The 14,392-nt window shown below is 66.3% G+C and carries 15 protein-coding genes and 1 tRNA gene; 8 read left to right on the top strand and 8 right to left on the bottom strand.

Features of this window, described 5'->3' with window-relative positions; genetic code table 11:
• Positions 1 to 8: 8 nt before the first annotated feature.
• The 4 genes from V5F78_RS04135 to V5F78_RS04120 are packed head-to-tail and all read right to left on the bottom strand — an operon-like array spanning position 9 to position 3,397.
• Complete coding sequence (locus V5F78_RS04135; protein ID WP_394066299.1) at positions 9 to 377, bottom strand: EamA family transporter; 369 nt, start codon at positions 375 to 377, stop codon at positions 9 to 11.
• Positions 374 to 1,297 carry a hypothetical protein gene (locus V5F78_RS04130; RefSeq protein WP_394066300.1) on the bottom strand — a complete coding sequence of 308 codons (924 nt, stop codon included), beginning with the start codon at positions 1,295 to 1,297 and terminating at the stop codon, positions 374 to 376. Before V5F78_RS04130 ends, V5F78_RS04135 begins: the two co-directional genes overlap by 4 nt.
• 5 nt (positions 1,298 to 1,302) lie before the next feature.
• Positions 1,303 to 2,718, bottom strand: coding sequence for an aspartate aminotransferase family protein (locus V5F78_RS04125; RefSeq protein ID WP_394066301.1), 1,416 nt, complete (start codon positions 2,716 to 2,718; stop codon positions 1,303 to 1,305).
• Complete coding sequence (locus tag V5F78_RS04120; protein ID WP_394066303.1) at positions 2,711 to 3,397, bottom strand: HAD-IB family phosphatase; 687 nt, start codon at positions 3,395 to 3,397, stop codon at positions 2,711 to 2,713. Before V5F78_RS04120 ends, V5F78_RS04125 begins: the two co-directional genes overlap by 8 nt.
• 341 nt (positions 3,398 to 3,738) lie before the next feature.
• Here V5F78_RS04120 and V5F78_RS04115 point away from each other — a divergent pair, with 341 nt between their 5' ends.
• Positions 3,739 to 3,957 carry a hypothetical protein gene (locus V5F78_RS04115; RefSeq protein WP_394066304.1) on the top strand — a complete coding sequence of 73 codons (219 nt, stop codon included), beginning with the start codon at positions 3,739 to 3,741 and terminating at the stop codon, positions 3,955 to 3,957.
• Between the two features lie 17 nt (positions 3,958 to 3,974).
• Here the strand turns inward: V5F78_RS04115 and V5F78_RS04110 are convergent, their stop codons facing one another.
• Positions 3,975 to 4,763, bottom strand: coding sequence for an IclR family transcriptional regulator (locus V5F78_RS04110; RefSeq protein ID WP_394066306.1), 789 nt, complete (start codon positions 4,761 to 4,763; stop codon positions 3,975 to 3,977).
• 220 nt (positions 4,764 to 4,983) lie between these two features.
• On the opposite strand from V5F78_RS04110, the gene V5F78_RS04105 reads away from it, so the two are divergent.
• The 4 genes from V5F78_RS04105 (at position 4,984) to pta (ending at position 11,357) form a co-directional block, all read left to right on the top strand.
• Positions 4,984 to 6,690: a GMC family oxidoreductase gene (locus V5F78_RS04105; protein WP_394066308.1), complete on the top strand. Its 1,707-nt coding sequence runs from the start codon at positions 4,984 to 4,986 to the stop codon at positions 6,688 to 6,690.
• Positions 6,654 to 7,982 (top strand): MFS transporter, encoded by a 1,329-nt coding sequence (locus V5F78_RS04100; RefSeq protein WP_394066310.1) that lies wholly within the window; start codon positions 6,654 to 6,656, stop codon positions 7,980 to 7,982. Before V5F78_RS04105 ends, V5F78_RS04100 begins: the two co-directional genes overlap by 37 nt.
• A gap of 81 nt (positions 7,983 to 8,063) precedes the next feature.
• On the top strand, positions 8,064 to 9,839 hold the full coding sequence (xsc, locus tag V5F78_RS04095; protein ID WP_394066312.1) for a sulfoacetaldehyde acetyltransferase: 1,776 nt from the start codon (positions 8,064 to 8,066) through the stop codon (positions 9,837 to 9,839).
• Between the two features lie 447 nt (positions 9,840 to 10,286).
• The gene (gene pta, locus V5F78_RS04090; RefSeq protein ID WP_394066314.1) at positions 10,287 to 11,357 is read left to right on the top strand and encodes a phosphate acetyltransferase; all 1,071 of its coding nucleotides are present in this window, start codon (positions 10,287 to 10,289) and stop codon (positions 11,355 to 11,357) included.
• Positions 11,358 to 11,819: 462 nt separating this feature from the next.
• Here the strand turns inward: pta and V5F78_RS04085 are convergent.
• Positions 11,820 to 11,893, bottom strand: a tRNA-Gln gene (locus tag V5F78_RS04085).
• A gap of 249 nt (positions 11,894 to 12,142) precedes the next feature.
• Between V5F78_RS04085 and V5F78_RS04080 the strand changes: the two genes are divergently transcribed.
• Complete coding sequence (locus V5F78_RS04080; protein ID WP_394066316.1) at positions 12,143 to 12,349, top strand: DUF1127 domain-containing protein; 207 nt, start codon at positions 12,143 to 12,145, stop codon at positions 12,347 to 12,349.
• 59 nt (positions 12,350 to 12,408) lie between these two features.
• On the opposite strand, the gene V5F78_RS04075 is transcribed toward V5F78_RS04080, so the two are convergent.
• Positions 12,409 to 13,014, bottom strand: coding sequence for a glycosyltransferase (locus V5F78_RS04075; RefSeq protein WP_394066318.1), 606 nt, complete (start codon positions 13,012 to 13,014; stop codon positions 12,409 to 12,411).
• A 263-nt stretch (positions 13,015 to 13,277) separates the two neighbouring features.
• Here V5F78_RS04075 and V5F78_RS04070 point away from each other — a divergent pair, with 263 nt between their 5' ends.
• A complete protein-coding gene (locus V5F78_RS04070; RefSeq protein WP_394066320.1) occupies positions 13,278 to 13,523 on the top strand; it encodes a polysaccharide deacetylase family protein in 246 nt (81 codons plus the stop codon).
• 89 nt (positions 13,524 to 13,612) lie between these two features.
• Entirely contained in the window at positions 13,613 to 14,065 is a 453-nt protein-coding gene (locus tag V5F78_RS04065; protein ID WP_394066322.1) for a UCP034077 family protein, read from the top strand.
• Between the two features lie 6 nt (positions 14,066 to 14,071).
• Here V5F78_RS04065 and V5F78_RS04060 read toward each other — a convergent pair whose 3' ends face one another.
• On the bottom strand, positions 14,072 to 14,338 hold the full coding sequence (locus tag V5F78_RS04060; RefSeq protein ID WP_394066323.1) for a hypothetical protein: 267 nt from the start codon (positions 14,336 to 14,338) through the stop codon (positions 14,072 to 14,074).
• Positions 14,339 to 14,392 lie beyond the last annotated feature (54 nt).

The raw sequence follows: 14,392 nt of genomic DNA, 5'->3' as shown, positions 1-14,392 counted from the left end.
CGCATTCCTCAGAGGCTGGTGGCGACAAGGGCGACGCCGGCGGTGACGAGGACGGCGCCGGCATATTGGCGCCGCCCGATGCGCTCGTTCAGCCACAAATGGCTCGCGAGCGTGATGCCGAGGATGTTGAGGCTGGCGAGCGGGAAGGCGATGGCCAGCGGCACGAGCGCGAGAATGCGCGTCCACACCAGAAACTCGAGGGCATAGATCGCCAGCCCCGCCAGCAGCCAGGGCTCGCTCACGAGCGACAGCGCGAACAGGCCGGCGCCCACCGCCCGCGCCGCCGGGAGCCGGTTCGCGCCCAGCTTGAACGCAAGCTGGCCGGACACGTCGCAGGCGACGGAGAGCGCGAACAGGGCAATGATGGATGTCTTCATTGAAGAATGGACTCCATGGTCCGCAGGATCCGAAGGTTCGTCCGCGCGTTGATGGGGTTCGGCTCCTGCGCGGGCACCGGGCGCTGCGTGCGATCGCCATAGGCGAGCAGCGCCCGCACGAGTCCGCTGCCGCGGTCCGGCGAGTAGTCGCCGCACACATCCATACCCAGCACGCGGCGGCGATGGGCGATGAGCGCCACGGCCGCGTGCACCTGGTCGAGCGTCAACCGGCCCTGATCCCAATTGGTGATCGCCTCGTCGGCGCCGAGCACGTCCTTGTCCAGCGTGATCCAGACCGGGGTGTCCGGCAGGCTGCGCGCGATGGCGTCGATCCGGCCCAGCCAATCCCCCTCCTCCACCCCGCGCCAGCGCATGCCCTCCCGCGACGTGCCGGCGGTGGCGAAGGCGCCGGGCGTTTCGAATGCGGGGCCGGCATAGAAGGTGCGCGCGGAGGCGAGCGGATGCACTTCCAGCCGGCCCGCGCGCAAGGCCGCAAGATCGGCGCCCTTGAACTGCGGCGAGAGCAGATCGGGGCTGCACGGGCCAATGGTGACGACCCGCTCCACCTGCGGCAGATCCAACGCGCGACACACCCAGGAGCCGCAATTGATGCTGCGCGGCCAGCGCGTCCAGTCCGGGTGATTGTCGAAATGAACGATGCTGACCGGCCGATCGAGCCGGGCGATCAACAACAGGCTCAGATGGTGGAAATCGCCCGAGCCGTAGAAATAGATCTCGTTCGGCTCGGCCGGGCCGAGCCGCTCGCCCAGCGCCCGAAGCGCGGCGCGATTCGCCAGCAGGCGAAGCCGGGGCGCAAGATCGCGGGCGAAGGTCAGATCGCCGCCCACGGTATCCAGCCAGCCTTGAACCGGCGCCTGCGCGGCCACCGCGCCATCGAGATCGACCACCCGCATCCGCATGGAGGTCACCGCGGGGTGACGCGGGTGAAAAGCTGGTCCAGCAGCGCCAGGGCGAGATCTATCTCGCCATAGGACATGGTGAGCGCGGGCGCGAGGGTGATGACATTCTTATGGTAGCCGCCCACGTCGAGCACCAGGCCATAGCGCTCGCCGCCGTGGACGAGATCGCCCTTCAGCCCTTCGTCCGCGATGCGGTCCATCAGCGCCTTGGAGGGCGTGAAGCTGTCGTGCGGCTCGCAGATTTCCACCCGCAGCGCCATGCCGAGGCCGTCCACATCGCCGACGATGAGGTGCTTGGTTTTCAGGTCCTGGAGGCCGGCGAGGAAATAGGCGCCCTTCTCCATGACGCTGGTGGCGAAATCCTCCTCGCGCATCATCTTCATGGCTTCCAGCGCCACCGCCGTGCCGAGCGGGTTGGCATTGAAGGTGGAATGGGTAGATCCGGCGGGGAACACCTGCGGATTGATCAGCTCCTCGCGCGCCCAGATGCCGGAGAGGGGATTGAGGCCATTGGTGAGCGCCTTGCCGAACACCAGCACGTCCGGCTGCACGCCGAAATGCTCGATCGACCACAGTTTTCCGGTGCGGTAGAAACCCATCTGGATTTCATCCACCACCAGCAAAATGCCGTGCTTGTCGAGCACGCGCTTCAGTTCTGGGAAGAAATTCGCGGGCGGAATGACGTATCCGCCGGTCCCCTGGATCGGCTCCACATAAAAAGCCGCGTATTCGCACTTTCCGGCCTTGGGGTCCCAGACGCCGTTATATTCGCTCTCGAACAGGCGTTCGAATTGCTGGACGCAGAGATGGCCGTATTCTTCCTTGCTCATGCCGCGCGGGCCGCGAAAATGATAGGGGAAGGGAATGAACTGCGCGCGCTCGCCGAAATGCCCGAAGCGGCGGCGGTAGCGATAGGACGAGGTGATGGCGGAGGCGCCGAGCGTGCGGCCGTGATAGCCGCCCTCGAACGCGAACATCAGGCTCTTCCCCTGCGACGCATTGCGCACCAGTTTGAGGGAATCCTCGACGGCCTGCGCGCCGCCGACGTTGAAATGCACCCGCCCCTTGCGGCCGAACCGCTCCTGCGCGCCAATGGCGATCTCGGCCGCAAGCTCGATCTTCTCGCGATGCAGATACTGGCTCGCGACCTGCGGCAGGCGGTCGAGTTGCCGGCGCATGGCCTCGTTCAGGCGCGGGTTCGCATAGCCGAAATTGACCGCCGAATACCACATCTGAAGATCGAGATAGGCGCGGTCCTCATCATCATAAATGAAGGAACCCTCGCACCGCTCGAAGATCTTCGGCGCCTCGCTATAGTGCACCGTATCGCCATGGGAACAATAGTCCGCTTCGAGCGCATGCAGGCGCGCCCGCTCTTCTGCGAGGGTGTCGGCGGCGGTGGCGAGCGTACGATCAAGCATGAAGATCCTCGAACTGCGGGCGGGTGAAGGAAGAAAGGGCGGGCGTGACCGGCGGCCGGTCGCGGGAGGTGATGAAGCGCAGGGCGTCGGCGAACCCGGCGATCTTCTTGTGGGGAATGCCCTGCGCCGCGCAGAAGGCGGCCAGTTCGCCCTTGGCGAGGACGAAATCGGCCTTGCGGGCGAGGCAGAAATCGGAGCGCCCGTCGCCGATCAGGATCACGCGCCGGTTCGCCGGCACGGCGGCGCATTTGCAGGTGCCGCTGCCGCACCGCTCGCCCTGGGTGGAAAATTCCGCGCGCCACCCATCGGCGCCCACCTGGATCATCCGGTTGCTGACCACCGGAAGATCAATGCCGTTCGCATGCAGCAGATGCACGATGGCAAGATCGAACCCGTCGGAGACAACGGAGAGCGTGGCGCGGCGCAGCCAGGCGGCGGTCGCGAAGCGGATGAAGTCGGGATCGAGCGTCACGCCCGAAAGCGCCGCATGCAGGTCCTGCGGCCGGGCGCGGATCAAGGCGACCTGGCGGGCGAGGCATTCCCGCGAGCCGATGCGGCCGGCGCGCCATTCCGCCTCGATATCCTCCCAACTCGGATCGGCGAACGCCGCGAGCAGCAGGTCGGTAGTGTCGACGGGGCTGATGGTGCCGTCGAAATCCAGGGCAAAGTGCGTGTGCATGAAACCTCGCGCTCATCTGCGGAGGACTGCGCAAGCCTCGTGCCAAGATTAAATCATATGTTTTTCAATGTGTTATTAAAATGAACCGCGCGGCGGCGCCTCCAAATCCCGTAGTCGCCACCAATCTTTGGAGGTGCGGGCAGCGCACCCGCAGGTTTCCAGGCACCACGCGCGGGCGACGCCGGCCTGCCGGACGGAATCGGAGGGAAGGCCCCCTCCCCTCCCCAGGCCAAAGGCACATTGCTGCTATGCAGCATTCGCGGGACCGTGATTTTGCAGTGCGGGAGGCGCTGTGTTATTTTTCAGCCGTCCCTCGTCTGCCGCGAACGTTTTTCTCTGCCATGAACGATCTTCAGCGCCTTCATACCGCCGTGCTGTTCGCGGCCAGCCTATGCTTCGTCGCGGGTGTGGCGCAGACCCAGGCGGCCCTGTCCGCGTCCCGCTCGGCGCCTCAGTTCGAGGTCGCCATCGCGCGCGCCGCCACCAATATCGCCTGGCACCTGGAACAGGCCTCCCGGATGGACAGCGTGGATCCACTGGCGACCATGTTCGTCAATTGAGGGCGTGAGCGGGCCGATCAGTCCGGCAGCGTCGCGGCAAGCTGGGCGGCCGCGCGCATCAGATGCGGCAACAGCGCTTCGGCCTTTTCGAGCGAAAAGCGCGGCACCGGCCCATGGCACGCCACCGCGCCCACGATCTCGCCCCGCGTGTCCTTCACCGGCACCGCGATGGCGCATAGACCTTCCAGAAATTCCTGGTCGTCGGTGCTATAGCCGCGCTGCGCGATCCGCTCCAATTCGCTCTCCAGCGCCGCGACGCTGGTGAAGGTGTTGGGCGTGTGCGCCTTCAGATGGAGGGTCTGCAGGATCCGCCGGCGCTGCGCGGGCCGCATGGCCGAGAGGAACAGCTTGCCGCTGGCGGTGCAATGCATCGGCACGCGCGAGCCGACCTCCAGATGCATGCGCAGCGGCCAGCTGGCTTCTACGCGATCGAGATAGACCGCCTCATTGCCCACCCGCGTGACGAAATTGCAGGTCTCGCCCGCCACTTCCACCAATTGCTCGAGAATGCCGCGCCGCTCGGAGCTGACCGAATTGCGCAACATGTCGAAACCCATGCGCAGAAAGCGCGGACCGGCGGCGAAGCGGCGTCCGTCGGGGTCGCGCAGCAGGTAGGATTCGGCTTCCAGCTTCTGGCACAGGCGGTGCACCGTGGGCTTGGGCAAGCCCAGGCGCACGCACAATTCCGGAACGCCGAGCGGCACCGGGGAGCGGGCGACCTCGCCGAGCAGATGGAGGGCCCTCAACATCGCCGATGCTGCGTCGCGCTCGTCCGCCTTCTCCGGCTTTTCGCTGACTTCCGCCATTCCGCTTGTCTCGTCCGCTGCGCTGCGCTGCGCGCCACCCTTAAAGACTTGCGCGGCCAAATCAAAGGGGCGCCGGCGCGGGCACTGCGGCAGCTGCAGCAGATGATCTTTCGCACCGCACAACAAAAATCTCACTGAATGAGACGTTTCGTTTCAATAATTGGATTGACTCCTCTCCGACCTTCGTCGCATCGTAGGTCCCGCAGAGAGGAAACTGCCAATGCAAGCCGAGGAATACTTCGACTTCGTCGTCGTCGGCGCGGGGTCGTCAGGATGTGTGCTGGCCAATCGCCTCAGCGAAGACGGCAAAAGCCGCGTGGCGCTGGTAGAGGCTGGCCCCAGGGATTCCAATCCTTGGATTCATGTACCGATCGGCTATGGGAAGACCATGTGGAACGACCGCCTCAACTGGCGCTTTCACACGGAACCTGAGCCGAACATGGGCGGACGCAGCATTTATTGGCCGCGCGGCCGGGTGCTCGGCGGGTGCTCGTCCATCAACGGTCTGGTGGTGGTTCGCGGACAACGCGAGGATTATGACGGCTGGGTCGCGCGCGGCGCGAAAGGCTGGGGTTGGCAGGATGTGCTGCCCTATTTCAAGAAGCTGGAGGACAACCGCAGTTTCGCCGCCGATCCGCTGCACGGCGTCGGCGGTCCTGTCACCATCTCCTCCATTCCCCGCAAGCACGAATTGATCGAGGCGGTGAAAGCCGCCGGGCGCGCGCTCGGGGTGCCGGAAACGGACGATTTCAACGGCGCGAGCCAGGAAGGGGTCGGCTATTTCCAGCTCACCACCCGCAACGGCATGCGCGTGAGCGCGGCGAAAGCCTATCTCGCCCCGGCCCGGTCCCGTCCCAACCTCACCATCTTCACCGAGGCGCAGGCGCGTCGCGTGCTGTTCGAGGGCATGCGGGCGAGCGGGGTCGAGCTCAGCACCGCCGATGGAATCCGCACGCTGAAGGCACGGCGCGGGGTCATTCTTTCGGCGGGCGCGGTGCAGTCGCCGCAGGTGCTGATGCTCTCCGGCATCGGCCCGGCGGCGCACCTTCAGGAAAACGGCATCGCGGTGAAGCTGGACAGCCCCGGCGTCGGCGGCAACTTGCAGGATCATCTGCAATTGCGCCTGCTCTATCGCTGCACCAAGCCCATCACCACCAATGACGCGCTGAACTCGCTGGCCGGGCGGCTGCGCATGGGGCTGGAATATCTGCTGTTCCGCGGCGGCCCCTTGGCCATCGGCATCAACCAGGGCGGATTGTTCACGCGCGTCCTGCCGGAATCCGAGACCCCGGACATCCAGTTCCACATCGGCACGCTCTCCGCCGACATGGCCGGCGGCAAGGTGCACGACCATTCCGGCTTCACGCTTTCGGTGTGCCAGCTGCGGCCGGAAAGCACCGGCACCGTGCGCCTCGGCTCAGCCGATCCGCTCGCGGCGCCGAAGATCACCGCCAATTACCTCGCCACGGAGACCGACCGGCGCTGCGCGGTGGCAAGCCTGAAATTTGCCCGCGCGCTCGCCGCCACCGAGCCGCTGCGCAGCTATGTCGCCGAGGAAAAGCTTCCCGGCCCCTGCGTCACCGACGACGAAGGCCTGCTCGCCTTCGCCCGCGAATATGGCGCCACCATCTTCCACCCCGCCGGCACCTGCCGCATGGGTGCCGACGACGACCGCGATGCCGTGCTCGATGCGCGCCTGCGGGTGCGCGGCGTCGACGGGCTCTGGGTGGTGGACTGTTCCGTGATGCCGGCGGTCACGTCCGGCAACACCAATATTCCCGCGATCATGATCGGAGAAAAAGCCGCCGACATGATCCGCGAGGACGCGCTGAACAACAGCACAGGGCGAGACAACGCCCCAAAACAAACCAAGGACGGGAGGAAAACACCATGGCAGGACACGCAGCAGCTTCAAGCCGCGAGTTAAGGCGGGTTGTCGGCGCCAGCCTTATCGGCGCAACCATCGAATGGTATGACTTCTTTCTCTACGGCATCGCCGCGGGCATCGTCTTCAACAAGCTGTTCTTTCCCGGCGACGATCCGGTGGTGTCGATCCTGCTGGCCTACACCACGTTCGCCGTCGGCTTCGTGGCGCGGCCCATCGGCGGCCTGATCTTCGGCCATTTCGGCGACAAGCTCGGCCGCAAGACCATGCTCATCATGACCTTGATGATCATGGGTGTCGCCACGGTGGCGATTGGCCTTCTGCCCACCTATGCGCAGATCGGCGTCGCCGCACCCATCCTGCTGCTGCTTCTGCGGGTCGCGCAGGGCATCGGCATCGGCGGGGAATGGGGTGGCGCGGTTCTGATGGCGTATGAATACGCGCCGGAAAACAAGCGCGGCCTCTATGCCTCGATCCCGCAGATCGGCCTCGCGCTCGGCCTGTGCCTCGCCTCCGGCGTCACGGCGCTGATGTCCATGCTGCCCGACGAGCAATTCATGTCGTGGGGCTGGCGCATCGGTTTCGTCGGCTCCATCGTGCTCATCGTGGTCGGCATGTATATCCGCCTCAAGGTGCACGAGACGCCCGAGTTCGAACTGGTGAAGGCCAACAACCAGGAAGCCACGATCCCGTTCTTCACGCTGCTGCGCGAATATCCCCGCAACGTGCTGCTGGGCATGGGCGTGCGCTATATCGACGGCGTGTTCTTCAACGTCTTCGCCGTGTTCTCCATCGTCTATCTGGCGAACTATGTGAAGGTGCCGCGCACGTCGACCCTGTGGCTGGTGACCGTGGCCGCATTCGTGATGGTGTTCACCATTCCGATGTTCGGCCGGCTTTCCGATCGCTGGGGGCGTCCGCGCACCTATGCCGTTGGCTCGCTGCTGCTGGCGCTCTCGGTTTATCCGGCCTTCTGGCTGATGTCCTCGGGCTCCATGCCGCTGATCGCGCTCGGCATCGTGTTCCCGTTCGGGGTGCTCTACGCCATGTGCTACGGGCCGGAAGCGGCTTTGTTCTCGGATCTGTTCGACGCCCGGGTGCGCTATACCGGCATCTCCTTCGTCTACCAGTTCTCCGGCATCGTCGCGAGCGGCATCACCCCGATCATCGCCACCTATCTGCTCGCCCAGGGCAACGGCCTGCCGTGGCACGTGTGCGCCTACGTGGTGTTCGCAGCCATTATCAGCATGGTCTCCGCCATGGCGATCCGCGTGCCGGTGCCCGGCGCCCAGTCATCCACGCTCGCGCAGCGTTCGCCCCAAGGCGCGCGTTGAAGGGCGCGCGCTGACCGACACGGACCCGAAGGCGGCGCAGCGCCGCCTTCCTTCCCTTTCCATCAGAGGATTGATCTTCCCATGAAGATGACCACCGAAGAGGCGTTCATCAAGGTCGTGCAGGCGCACGGAATCGACGAAGCCTTCGGCATCATCGGCTCGGCCATGATGCCGGTGTCCGACCTGTTTCCCGCGGCGGGCATCCGCTTCTGGGACTGCGCCCACGAAACCAACGCCGGCCTGATCTGCGACGGCTACACCCGCGCCACCGGCCGCATGGCCATGGCGATCGCCCAGAACGGGCCGGGGGTGACCGGCTTCGTCACCGCCATGAAGACCGCCTATTGGAACCACACCCCCATGCTGCTGGTGACGCCGCAGGCGGCCAACCGCACCATCGGCCAGGGCGGATTCCAGGAAGTCTCCCAGATGGCCATGTTCTCCGACATGGTCTGCTACCAGGAAGAAGTGCGCGACCCCATGCGCGTCGCCGAGGTGCTGAACCGCGTGATCGAGAAGGCGTGGCGCGCCTCCGCGCCGGCGCAGATCAACATTCCGCGCGATTTCTGGACCCAGGTGGTCGATATCGAGCTGCCGCAGATCGTGCGCCTGGAACGCCCGACCGGCGGCAAGAACGCCATCGCCGAGGCCGCCAAGCTCCTGTCGGAGGCCAAGTTCCCGGTGGTGCTCAACGGCGCCGGCGTGGTGATCGGCAATGCCATTCCCGAGGCCATGGCGCTCGCCGAGGCGCTCGGCGCGCCGGTGTGCTCCGGCTATCAGCACAATGACGCTGCCCCCGGCGGCCATCCCCTGGCGGTCGGCCCGCTCGGCTACAACGGCTCGAAGGCGGCCATGGAGCTGATCGCGAAGGCCGACGTGGTGCTGGCACTGGGCACGCGGCTCAATCCCTTCTCCACCTTGCCCGGCTACGGCATGGATTATTGGCCGCGCGAGGCCAAGATCATCCAGGTGGACATCAATCCGGACCGCATCGGCCTCACCAAGAAAATCTCGGTGGGCATCTGCGGCGATGCGCGCGAAGTGGCGCGCCAATTGCTCGCCCAGCTTCTGCCCGGTGCCGGCGATGCCGGGCGCGAGGAACGCGCCGCGCTGATCCATCAGACCCGGTCGCGCTGGCTCCAGCAGCTCGCCTCCATGGACCATGAGGACGACGATCCGGGCACCTTCTGGAACGAGCAGGCCCGCATCCGCGACAAGGACCGCATGTCGCCCCGCCAGGCGTGGCGCGCCATCCAGGCCGCATTGCCGAAGGAAGTGATCGTCTCCACCGACATCGGCAACAATTGCGCCATCGGCAATGCCTATCCCTCGTTCGAAGCCGGCCGCAAATATCTCGCGCCCGGCATGTTCGGACCGTGCGGCTATGCCTTTCCCGCCATCATCGGCGCGAAGATCGGCTGCCCCGACGTGCCGGTGTTCGGCTTCGCCGGCGACGGCGCGTTCGGCATCTCCATCAATGAGATGACCTCCATCGGCCGCGAGGAATGGCCGGCGGTGACCATGGTGGTGTTCCGCAATTTCCAGTGGGGCGCGGAGAAGCGCAATACCACGCTCTGGTACGACAATAATTTCGTCGGCACCGAGCTGGACCCCAAGCTCTCCTACGCCAAGATCGCGGAAGGCTGCGGCTTCAAGGGCGTGCGCGTGGAGACCCCGGCCGCGCTCACCGAAGCCATCGCCACAGCGGCCGCCGACCAGAAGGCCGGCATCACCACCTTCATCGAGGTGGTGCTGAACCAGGAGCTGGGCGAGCCGTTCCGCCGCGACGCCATGAAGAAGCCCGTCAAGGTCGCCGGCATTGCGCGCGACGACATGCGCGCGCAGATGGCCCGCTGACGAGAGGGCGGTGAATCGCCCTCTAACTCATTGAATAGAGACGGATTCACCAGATCCGGCTCTAAGGCCGATCGCCATTCATGGCTTGACGCCGTTCAGGAGAGAAACGTCATGCACGGGCTTGTCCCGTGCATCCACGTGGCACCGCTGGCGCTGGCTTTCCAAGGCTTGTCCGGTCGGGGTCGCGTGGATGGCCGGGACAGGCCCGGCCATGACGACCGGAGAAAGAAAAGACAATCGCACGCACCCGGCGTCAGGCGCATCGTCGATGCGCCACGCCGCTGAATGTCGATCGGCTCTAGAGCGCGATCCGCCCCAAAGGTGGGGTGAATCGCCCTCTAACTCATTGAATAGAGACGGAATCACCAGATCCGGCTCTCGCGGCGGGAGACGTTCCCTGACCCGTCTCCCGCCGCTTTTCCCACGCCCCTTGCCATGAGGCCCGACATGCTCGCCCTCGACCGCATCATCGACGCCGCGCGCGCTTCGCCCCGCAGGATCGTGCTGCCGGAGGGCGCCGACCCGCGCATCGCGGCCGCCGCCCGCAGGGCGGTGCGCGAAGGCATCGCCCGTCCGATCCTCCTCGGTTCGCCGGAGGAGGTTCTGGCCGCCCTCGATGGGGATGCGCGGGGCGTCCTCATCGAGGATCCGGCCACCTCCGTGCACGGCGCGGCCTATGCGGGGGAATTGCATGCCCTGCGCCAGACCAAGGGCATGGACCTTGCCGCCGCGCACCGCCGCATGCTGGAGCCGCTTGCCTTCGCCGCCATGATGGTGCGCAGGGGGGATGCCGACGGCACGGTGGGCGGAGCGGTCGCCACCACGGCGGAGACCGTGCGCGCCGCGCTCCAGATCATCGGCCTCGCGCCGGGCGCGAAGCTGGTCTCGAGCTTTTTCCTGATGATCCTGTGCGAGGAGTACCACGCCCAGAAAGGCGCCTATGTGTTCGCCGATTGCGGGCTGGTGATCGACCCGGACGCGGCGGAGCTGGCCGACATCGCCATCGCCTCCGCGCGCTCCTACACCGCCATGACCGGCGAACGGGCGAAGGTGGCCATGCTCTCCTTCTCCACCGCCGGCAGCGCGCGGCACGAGCGGGTGGACAAGGTGGTGGAGGCCGTGCGCCTCGCCCGCGCCCTGGAGCCAGACCTCATCATCGAAGGCGAATTGCAGTTCGACGCGGCCTTCGTCGCCGCCGTGGGGGCCGCCAAGGCGCCGGGCTCGGCGATCCGCGGCGATGCCAATGTGTTCGTCTTCCCCAATCTCGACGCCGCCAACATCGGCTACAAGATCGCCCAGCGCATGGGCGGGGCGAAGGCGATCGGCCCAGTGCTGCAGGGCCTCGCCCGGCCGGCCAATGATCTATCGCGCGGCTGTTCGGAAGACGACGTGTTCCACATGATCGCCCTCACCTGCGCCCAGGCGGGGTCGGAAGCGGAGCGCCCGCGCACCCCCGTGCTCGCACCAACCTGGCCGGCGACCAGCCCCCAGGGCCTCGGCGTTTCTCAGGCGCGATAGAAGAAAGTGCGTTAGGACCCATCGACAGCCATGCATTGATGCCAAGCAGCAGGGCATCGTCATGCACGGGCCTGTCCCGTGCATCCACGCGGCACCGCTGGCATCGACTTTTCAAGGCCTGCGCGGGCGGCCCGGCGTGGATGGCCGGGACGAGCCCGGCCATGACAAGCTGTCGATGAAAGACAATGGCGCGGACATGCCGTCAGCGCCTCGACGATCCACCACGCCGCTGAATTTCGATTGGTCCTAGAGCAAGGCGGGATGGCCACGCACGACAGGGATTGCGCCGCCTTGCGCCCGCTCACTAGGGCGCCGCACGCCCCTTTGGGACCGCGGGACGATGTCCGCCGTTCCGCGCGAGCTGGATTGAGCAATCCGCCAGCAAAACGACAGCACATCGGCCCCGTCGACGTGACGTCGCATGGCATGGCTTTCGCCTGGCAAGATCGAGGGTTTCAATTTTGGCTGGGGGACTAGGATTCGAACCTAGATTGACGGAGTCAGAGTCCGCAGTTCTACCGTTGAACTATCCCCCAATCGCCGCGCCGGTGACAGGGTCGACCAGCGGAGATTGACGCCGCCGAGACCTCGGCGTTCGAGCGAGCGGTGAGCCCGTCGGGCGAGGGCGCTCTATACGCAATTCGCCGGCCGGGGTCCAGAGGCTTGCCGGCGAAAATAACTTCTCCACAGGTTGGCATACATCATACGCAATGGTGCCATGCACAAAACTCTATGTTGCAATGCGGGAGTTTCCCCTATGTAAGGATTGTTGATGGAGAATAGCCATGACCACGATCACTGCCCACCCGTTCCGCGAGACCACCCTGTTCGGCCGTTTCACCGCCCAGGTTTCGGAATTCTTCGCGGCCGTGCGTGAAGCCCGCGTGATGGCGGATCGCTACGAGCACCTGCGCCGCATGTCCGACAGCGAACTCGCCCAGCAGGGCCTGACCCGCGAAACCATTCCCCAGGCGGTCGCGAACGGCTTCTGAACCGCTCCCCCTGCGGTTTGAAGCACACACCCGGCCGCGCGACGCGGCCGGTGGGATTGTCAGTCCGGGACGCTGCGCTGCGCCTTCTCCGGCAGCAGCACGTGGGCGCGCAGCACATGGATGCGCCGCCGCCCGATGCGAGAGAACAGGCGCTTCTGCGGCGCCACGCCCGACGGGTGCCCGCCGAGCCGTTCATAATGCTTGCGCGAGATCAGCAGGCCCTGCCCGGCCTGCGGCAGGCCGAGGAGCGCCAGCCGCGCCGCCGCCACCGCCTCGCCAAGGCGCGGTTTGAAGCCGTAGCCGTCCACCGACAGGCGGAAGGTCGCAACCGTGCGGTCTCCGAGCCCGCGCCGCTCGACCGTCTCCAGGAAGGTCGCCACCTCGCGCGGCCAGCCTTCCTCCAGAATCGAATTGGGTTGCAGGAACAGCAGCCAGCGCCCGCGCGCCATCGCCGCGCCCTGCCGCAGCCGCATGCCCATGTCGTGCACCGAAGAAAACAGGGTGCAACCGGCGGCATCCGCAATGGCGGCCGTATCGTCCGTTGAATCGGCGTCCGCGAGGATCACATCGCGCAAAACACCGGCCGTCACGCCCTGAACCAGCGCCGCGAGCACAAGCACAAGCTGGCGTTCGGAATTCTTGGTGGGAATGATAACGGAAATCAATCTGGCGCGGCTCCCGTTCCCTCAACACAGCTATACCGTCGCCATTCAATCCAGTCGATGGCGCATCCTGCTTAAACTAAGTGCAGCACACCTTGAAGTCGTGGCCTTGCGCCAGCCTGCCCGCCAATGGCGGCCGGGAGTTCACCTCGCGCGTCCCATGCTCTAGAACGGCGCAGATCCATCGCTTCAGGCGGTGCGCGTGAAACCCGCCGGAGCGCCCCGCGCGACCGGCCGCAAGAGCGAAAAGCGCAATGAATTCCGTCATGACATTCGAAGACTGGGACAAGGACGCCGCCGGGCGTCTGAAGGTGTGGCCGCTGCAGGCCTTCACCACGGCGATCTTCGACGGGCGCGCCGGCGGGCTGCGGCTGGAAGTGGGCGTGCCCCGCGCGCCGGACCAGCCCCTGCCCGCGGTCCAGATCTCGCTCGATGCCGCCCAGCTGCGTGCGCTCGCCGATGCCCTGATCGAGGTCGCGAGCCATATCGAGAACAAGACCCGGCCCGACTGAACGTCCCCGCCCCAGCCAAGGCATCGGCAATGGACACGCGCCCCGCTGAAGCGACTGCTCCTCGCCCCGCCCGTCGGTGTGCCGCGCGCATGCGTGGCGCGGATGCCCCGGCGCACCGGCGAACCGCGCCGGGGCGCGGCCTTGCGCTGCCCGCGGCCCTGCTCGTCGTCGCCGTCCTGGCCCTGCCTGCGGGCGCAGCGCGCGCCGAAGACACGGCGCGACCGCCGGTGAATGCGGTGCCGGTGGAGACCCTGGCGCAATTGTCCAAGGCCCTTTATGCCTGCTGGGCGCCGCCGCCCGGCACGGCCGGATCGGAGATCACCCTGCGCTTCGGCCTCACCGCGAAGGGGGAAGTGCGCGGCAAGCCGCTCGCCACCTATTCGGTGCTGACGGGAGACGCGGAAACCCAGCGCGCCTTCGTCGCCGCCGCGATCCTCGCGCTCAGCCGTTGCACGCCGATCCGCATGAGCGAACAATTGGGCCGCGTGGTTGCGTCGCGCGTCTTGACCTTGCGGTTCGCCTCCGGCGAGGCGCGCACCTGACGGCGCTCAATCCTCGCTCGCGCCATCCTTCTCGCCCGTGTCGACCGGAACGCGGATCGGCGCCCCCTTCTGCTGTGGGCCGGCCTTCTGCACGCGCTGCAAATTCGCCATCCGGATCAAAGCAAGCTCGGTGCGGATGATCGAGGTCTCGTCGGCGAGCACCTCGAGGGCGGAAGCGATCCGCTCGACGGCATTTTGATCCTGCCGCGTGGCCTTGCGCTTTTCCAGCACCTCGCGGATGCCTTCAAACACGTCCTTCACTCCAGTGGCCATGACGGGTGCCTCCTCATTCGATGCGCGGGGGGCGGACCACCGCCTGCGCTGCCT

The organism is Roseixanthobacter glucoisosaccharinicivorans (assembly GCF_043195095.2).
Lineage (GTDB): Bacteria > Pseudomonadota > Alphaproteobacteria > Rhizobiales > Xanthobacteraceae > NCEH01.
The sequence above is the reverse complement of the archived record's forward strand: the minus strand, read 5'-3'. Positions and strand labels throughout refer to the sequence as shown.

Excerpts from the sequence above, each read along its gene's own strand:
- V5F78_RS04080 (WP_394066316.1), top strand. The coding sequence starts at position 12,143 with ATGACCACGATCACTGCCCACCCGTTCCGCGAGACCACCCTGTTCGGC.
- V5F78_RS04115 (WP_394066304.1), top strand. The coding sequence starts at position 3,739 with ATGAACGATCTTCAGCGCCTTCATACCGCCGTGCTGTTCGCGGCCAGC.
- V5F78_RS04125 (WP_394066301.1), bottom strand. The coding sequence starts at position 2,718 with ATGCTTGATCGTACGCTCGCCACCGCCGCCGACACCCTCGCAGAAGAG.
- xsc (WP_394066312.1), top strand. The coding sequence starts at position 8,064 with ATGAAGATGACCACCGAAGAGGCGTTCATCAAGGTCGTGCAGGCGCAC.
- V5F78_RS04100 (WP_394066310.1), top strand. The coding sequence starts at position 6,654 with ATGGCAGGACACGCAGCAGCTTCAAGCCGCGAGTTAAGGCGGGTTGTC.
- V5F78_RS04110 (WP_394066306.1), bottom strand. The coding sequence starts at position 4,763 with ATGGCGGAAGTCAGCGAAAAGCCGGAGAAGGCGGACGAGCGCGACGCA.
- V5F78_RS04065 (WP_394066322.1), top strand. The coding sequence starts at position 13,613 with ATGCGTGGCGCGGATGCCCCGGCGCACCGGCGAACCGCGCCGGGGCGC.
- V5F78_RS04130 (WP_394066300.1), bottom strand. The coding sequence starts at position 1,297 with ATGCGGATGCGGGTGGTCGATCTCGATGGCGCGGTGGCCGCGCAGGCG.
- V5F78_RS04120 (WP_394066303.1), bottom strand. The coding sequence starts at position 3,397 with ATGCACACGCACTTTGCCCTGGATTTCGACGGCACCATCAGCCCCGTC.
- pta (WP_394066314.1), top strand. The coding sequence starts at position 10,287 with ATGCTCGCCCTCGACCGCATCATCGACGCCGCGCGCGCTTCGCCCCGC.
- V5F78_RS04135 (WP_394066299.1), bottom strand. The coding sequence starts at position 377 with ATGAAGACATCCATCATTGCCCTGTTCGCGCTCTCCGTCGCCTGCGAC.
- V5F78_RS04105 (WP_394066308.1), top strand. The coding sequence starts at position 4,984 with ATGCAAGCCGAGGAATACTTCGACTTCGTCGTCGTCGGCGCGGGGTCG.
- V5F78_RS04060 (WP_394066323.1), bottom strand. The coding sequence starts at position 14,338 with ATGGCCACTGGAGTGAAGGACGTGTTTGAAGGCATCCGCGAGGTGCTG.
- V5F78_RS04070 (WP_394066320.1), top strand. The coding sequence starts at position 13,278 with ATGACATTCGAAGACTGGGACAAGGACGCCGCCGGGCGTCTGAAGGTG.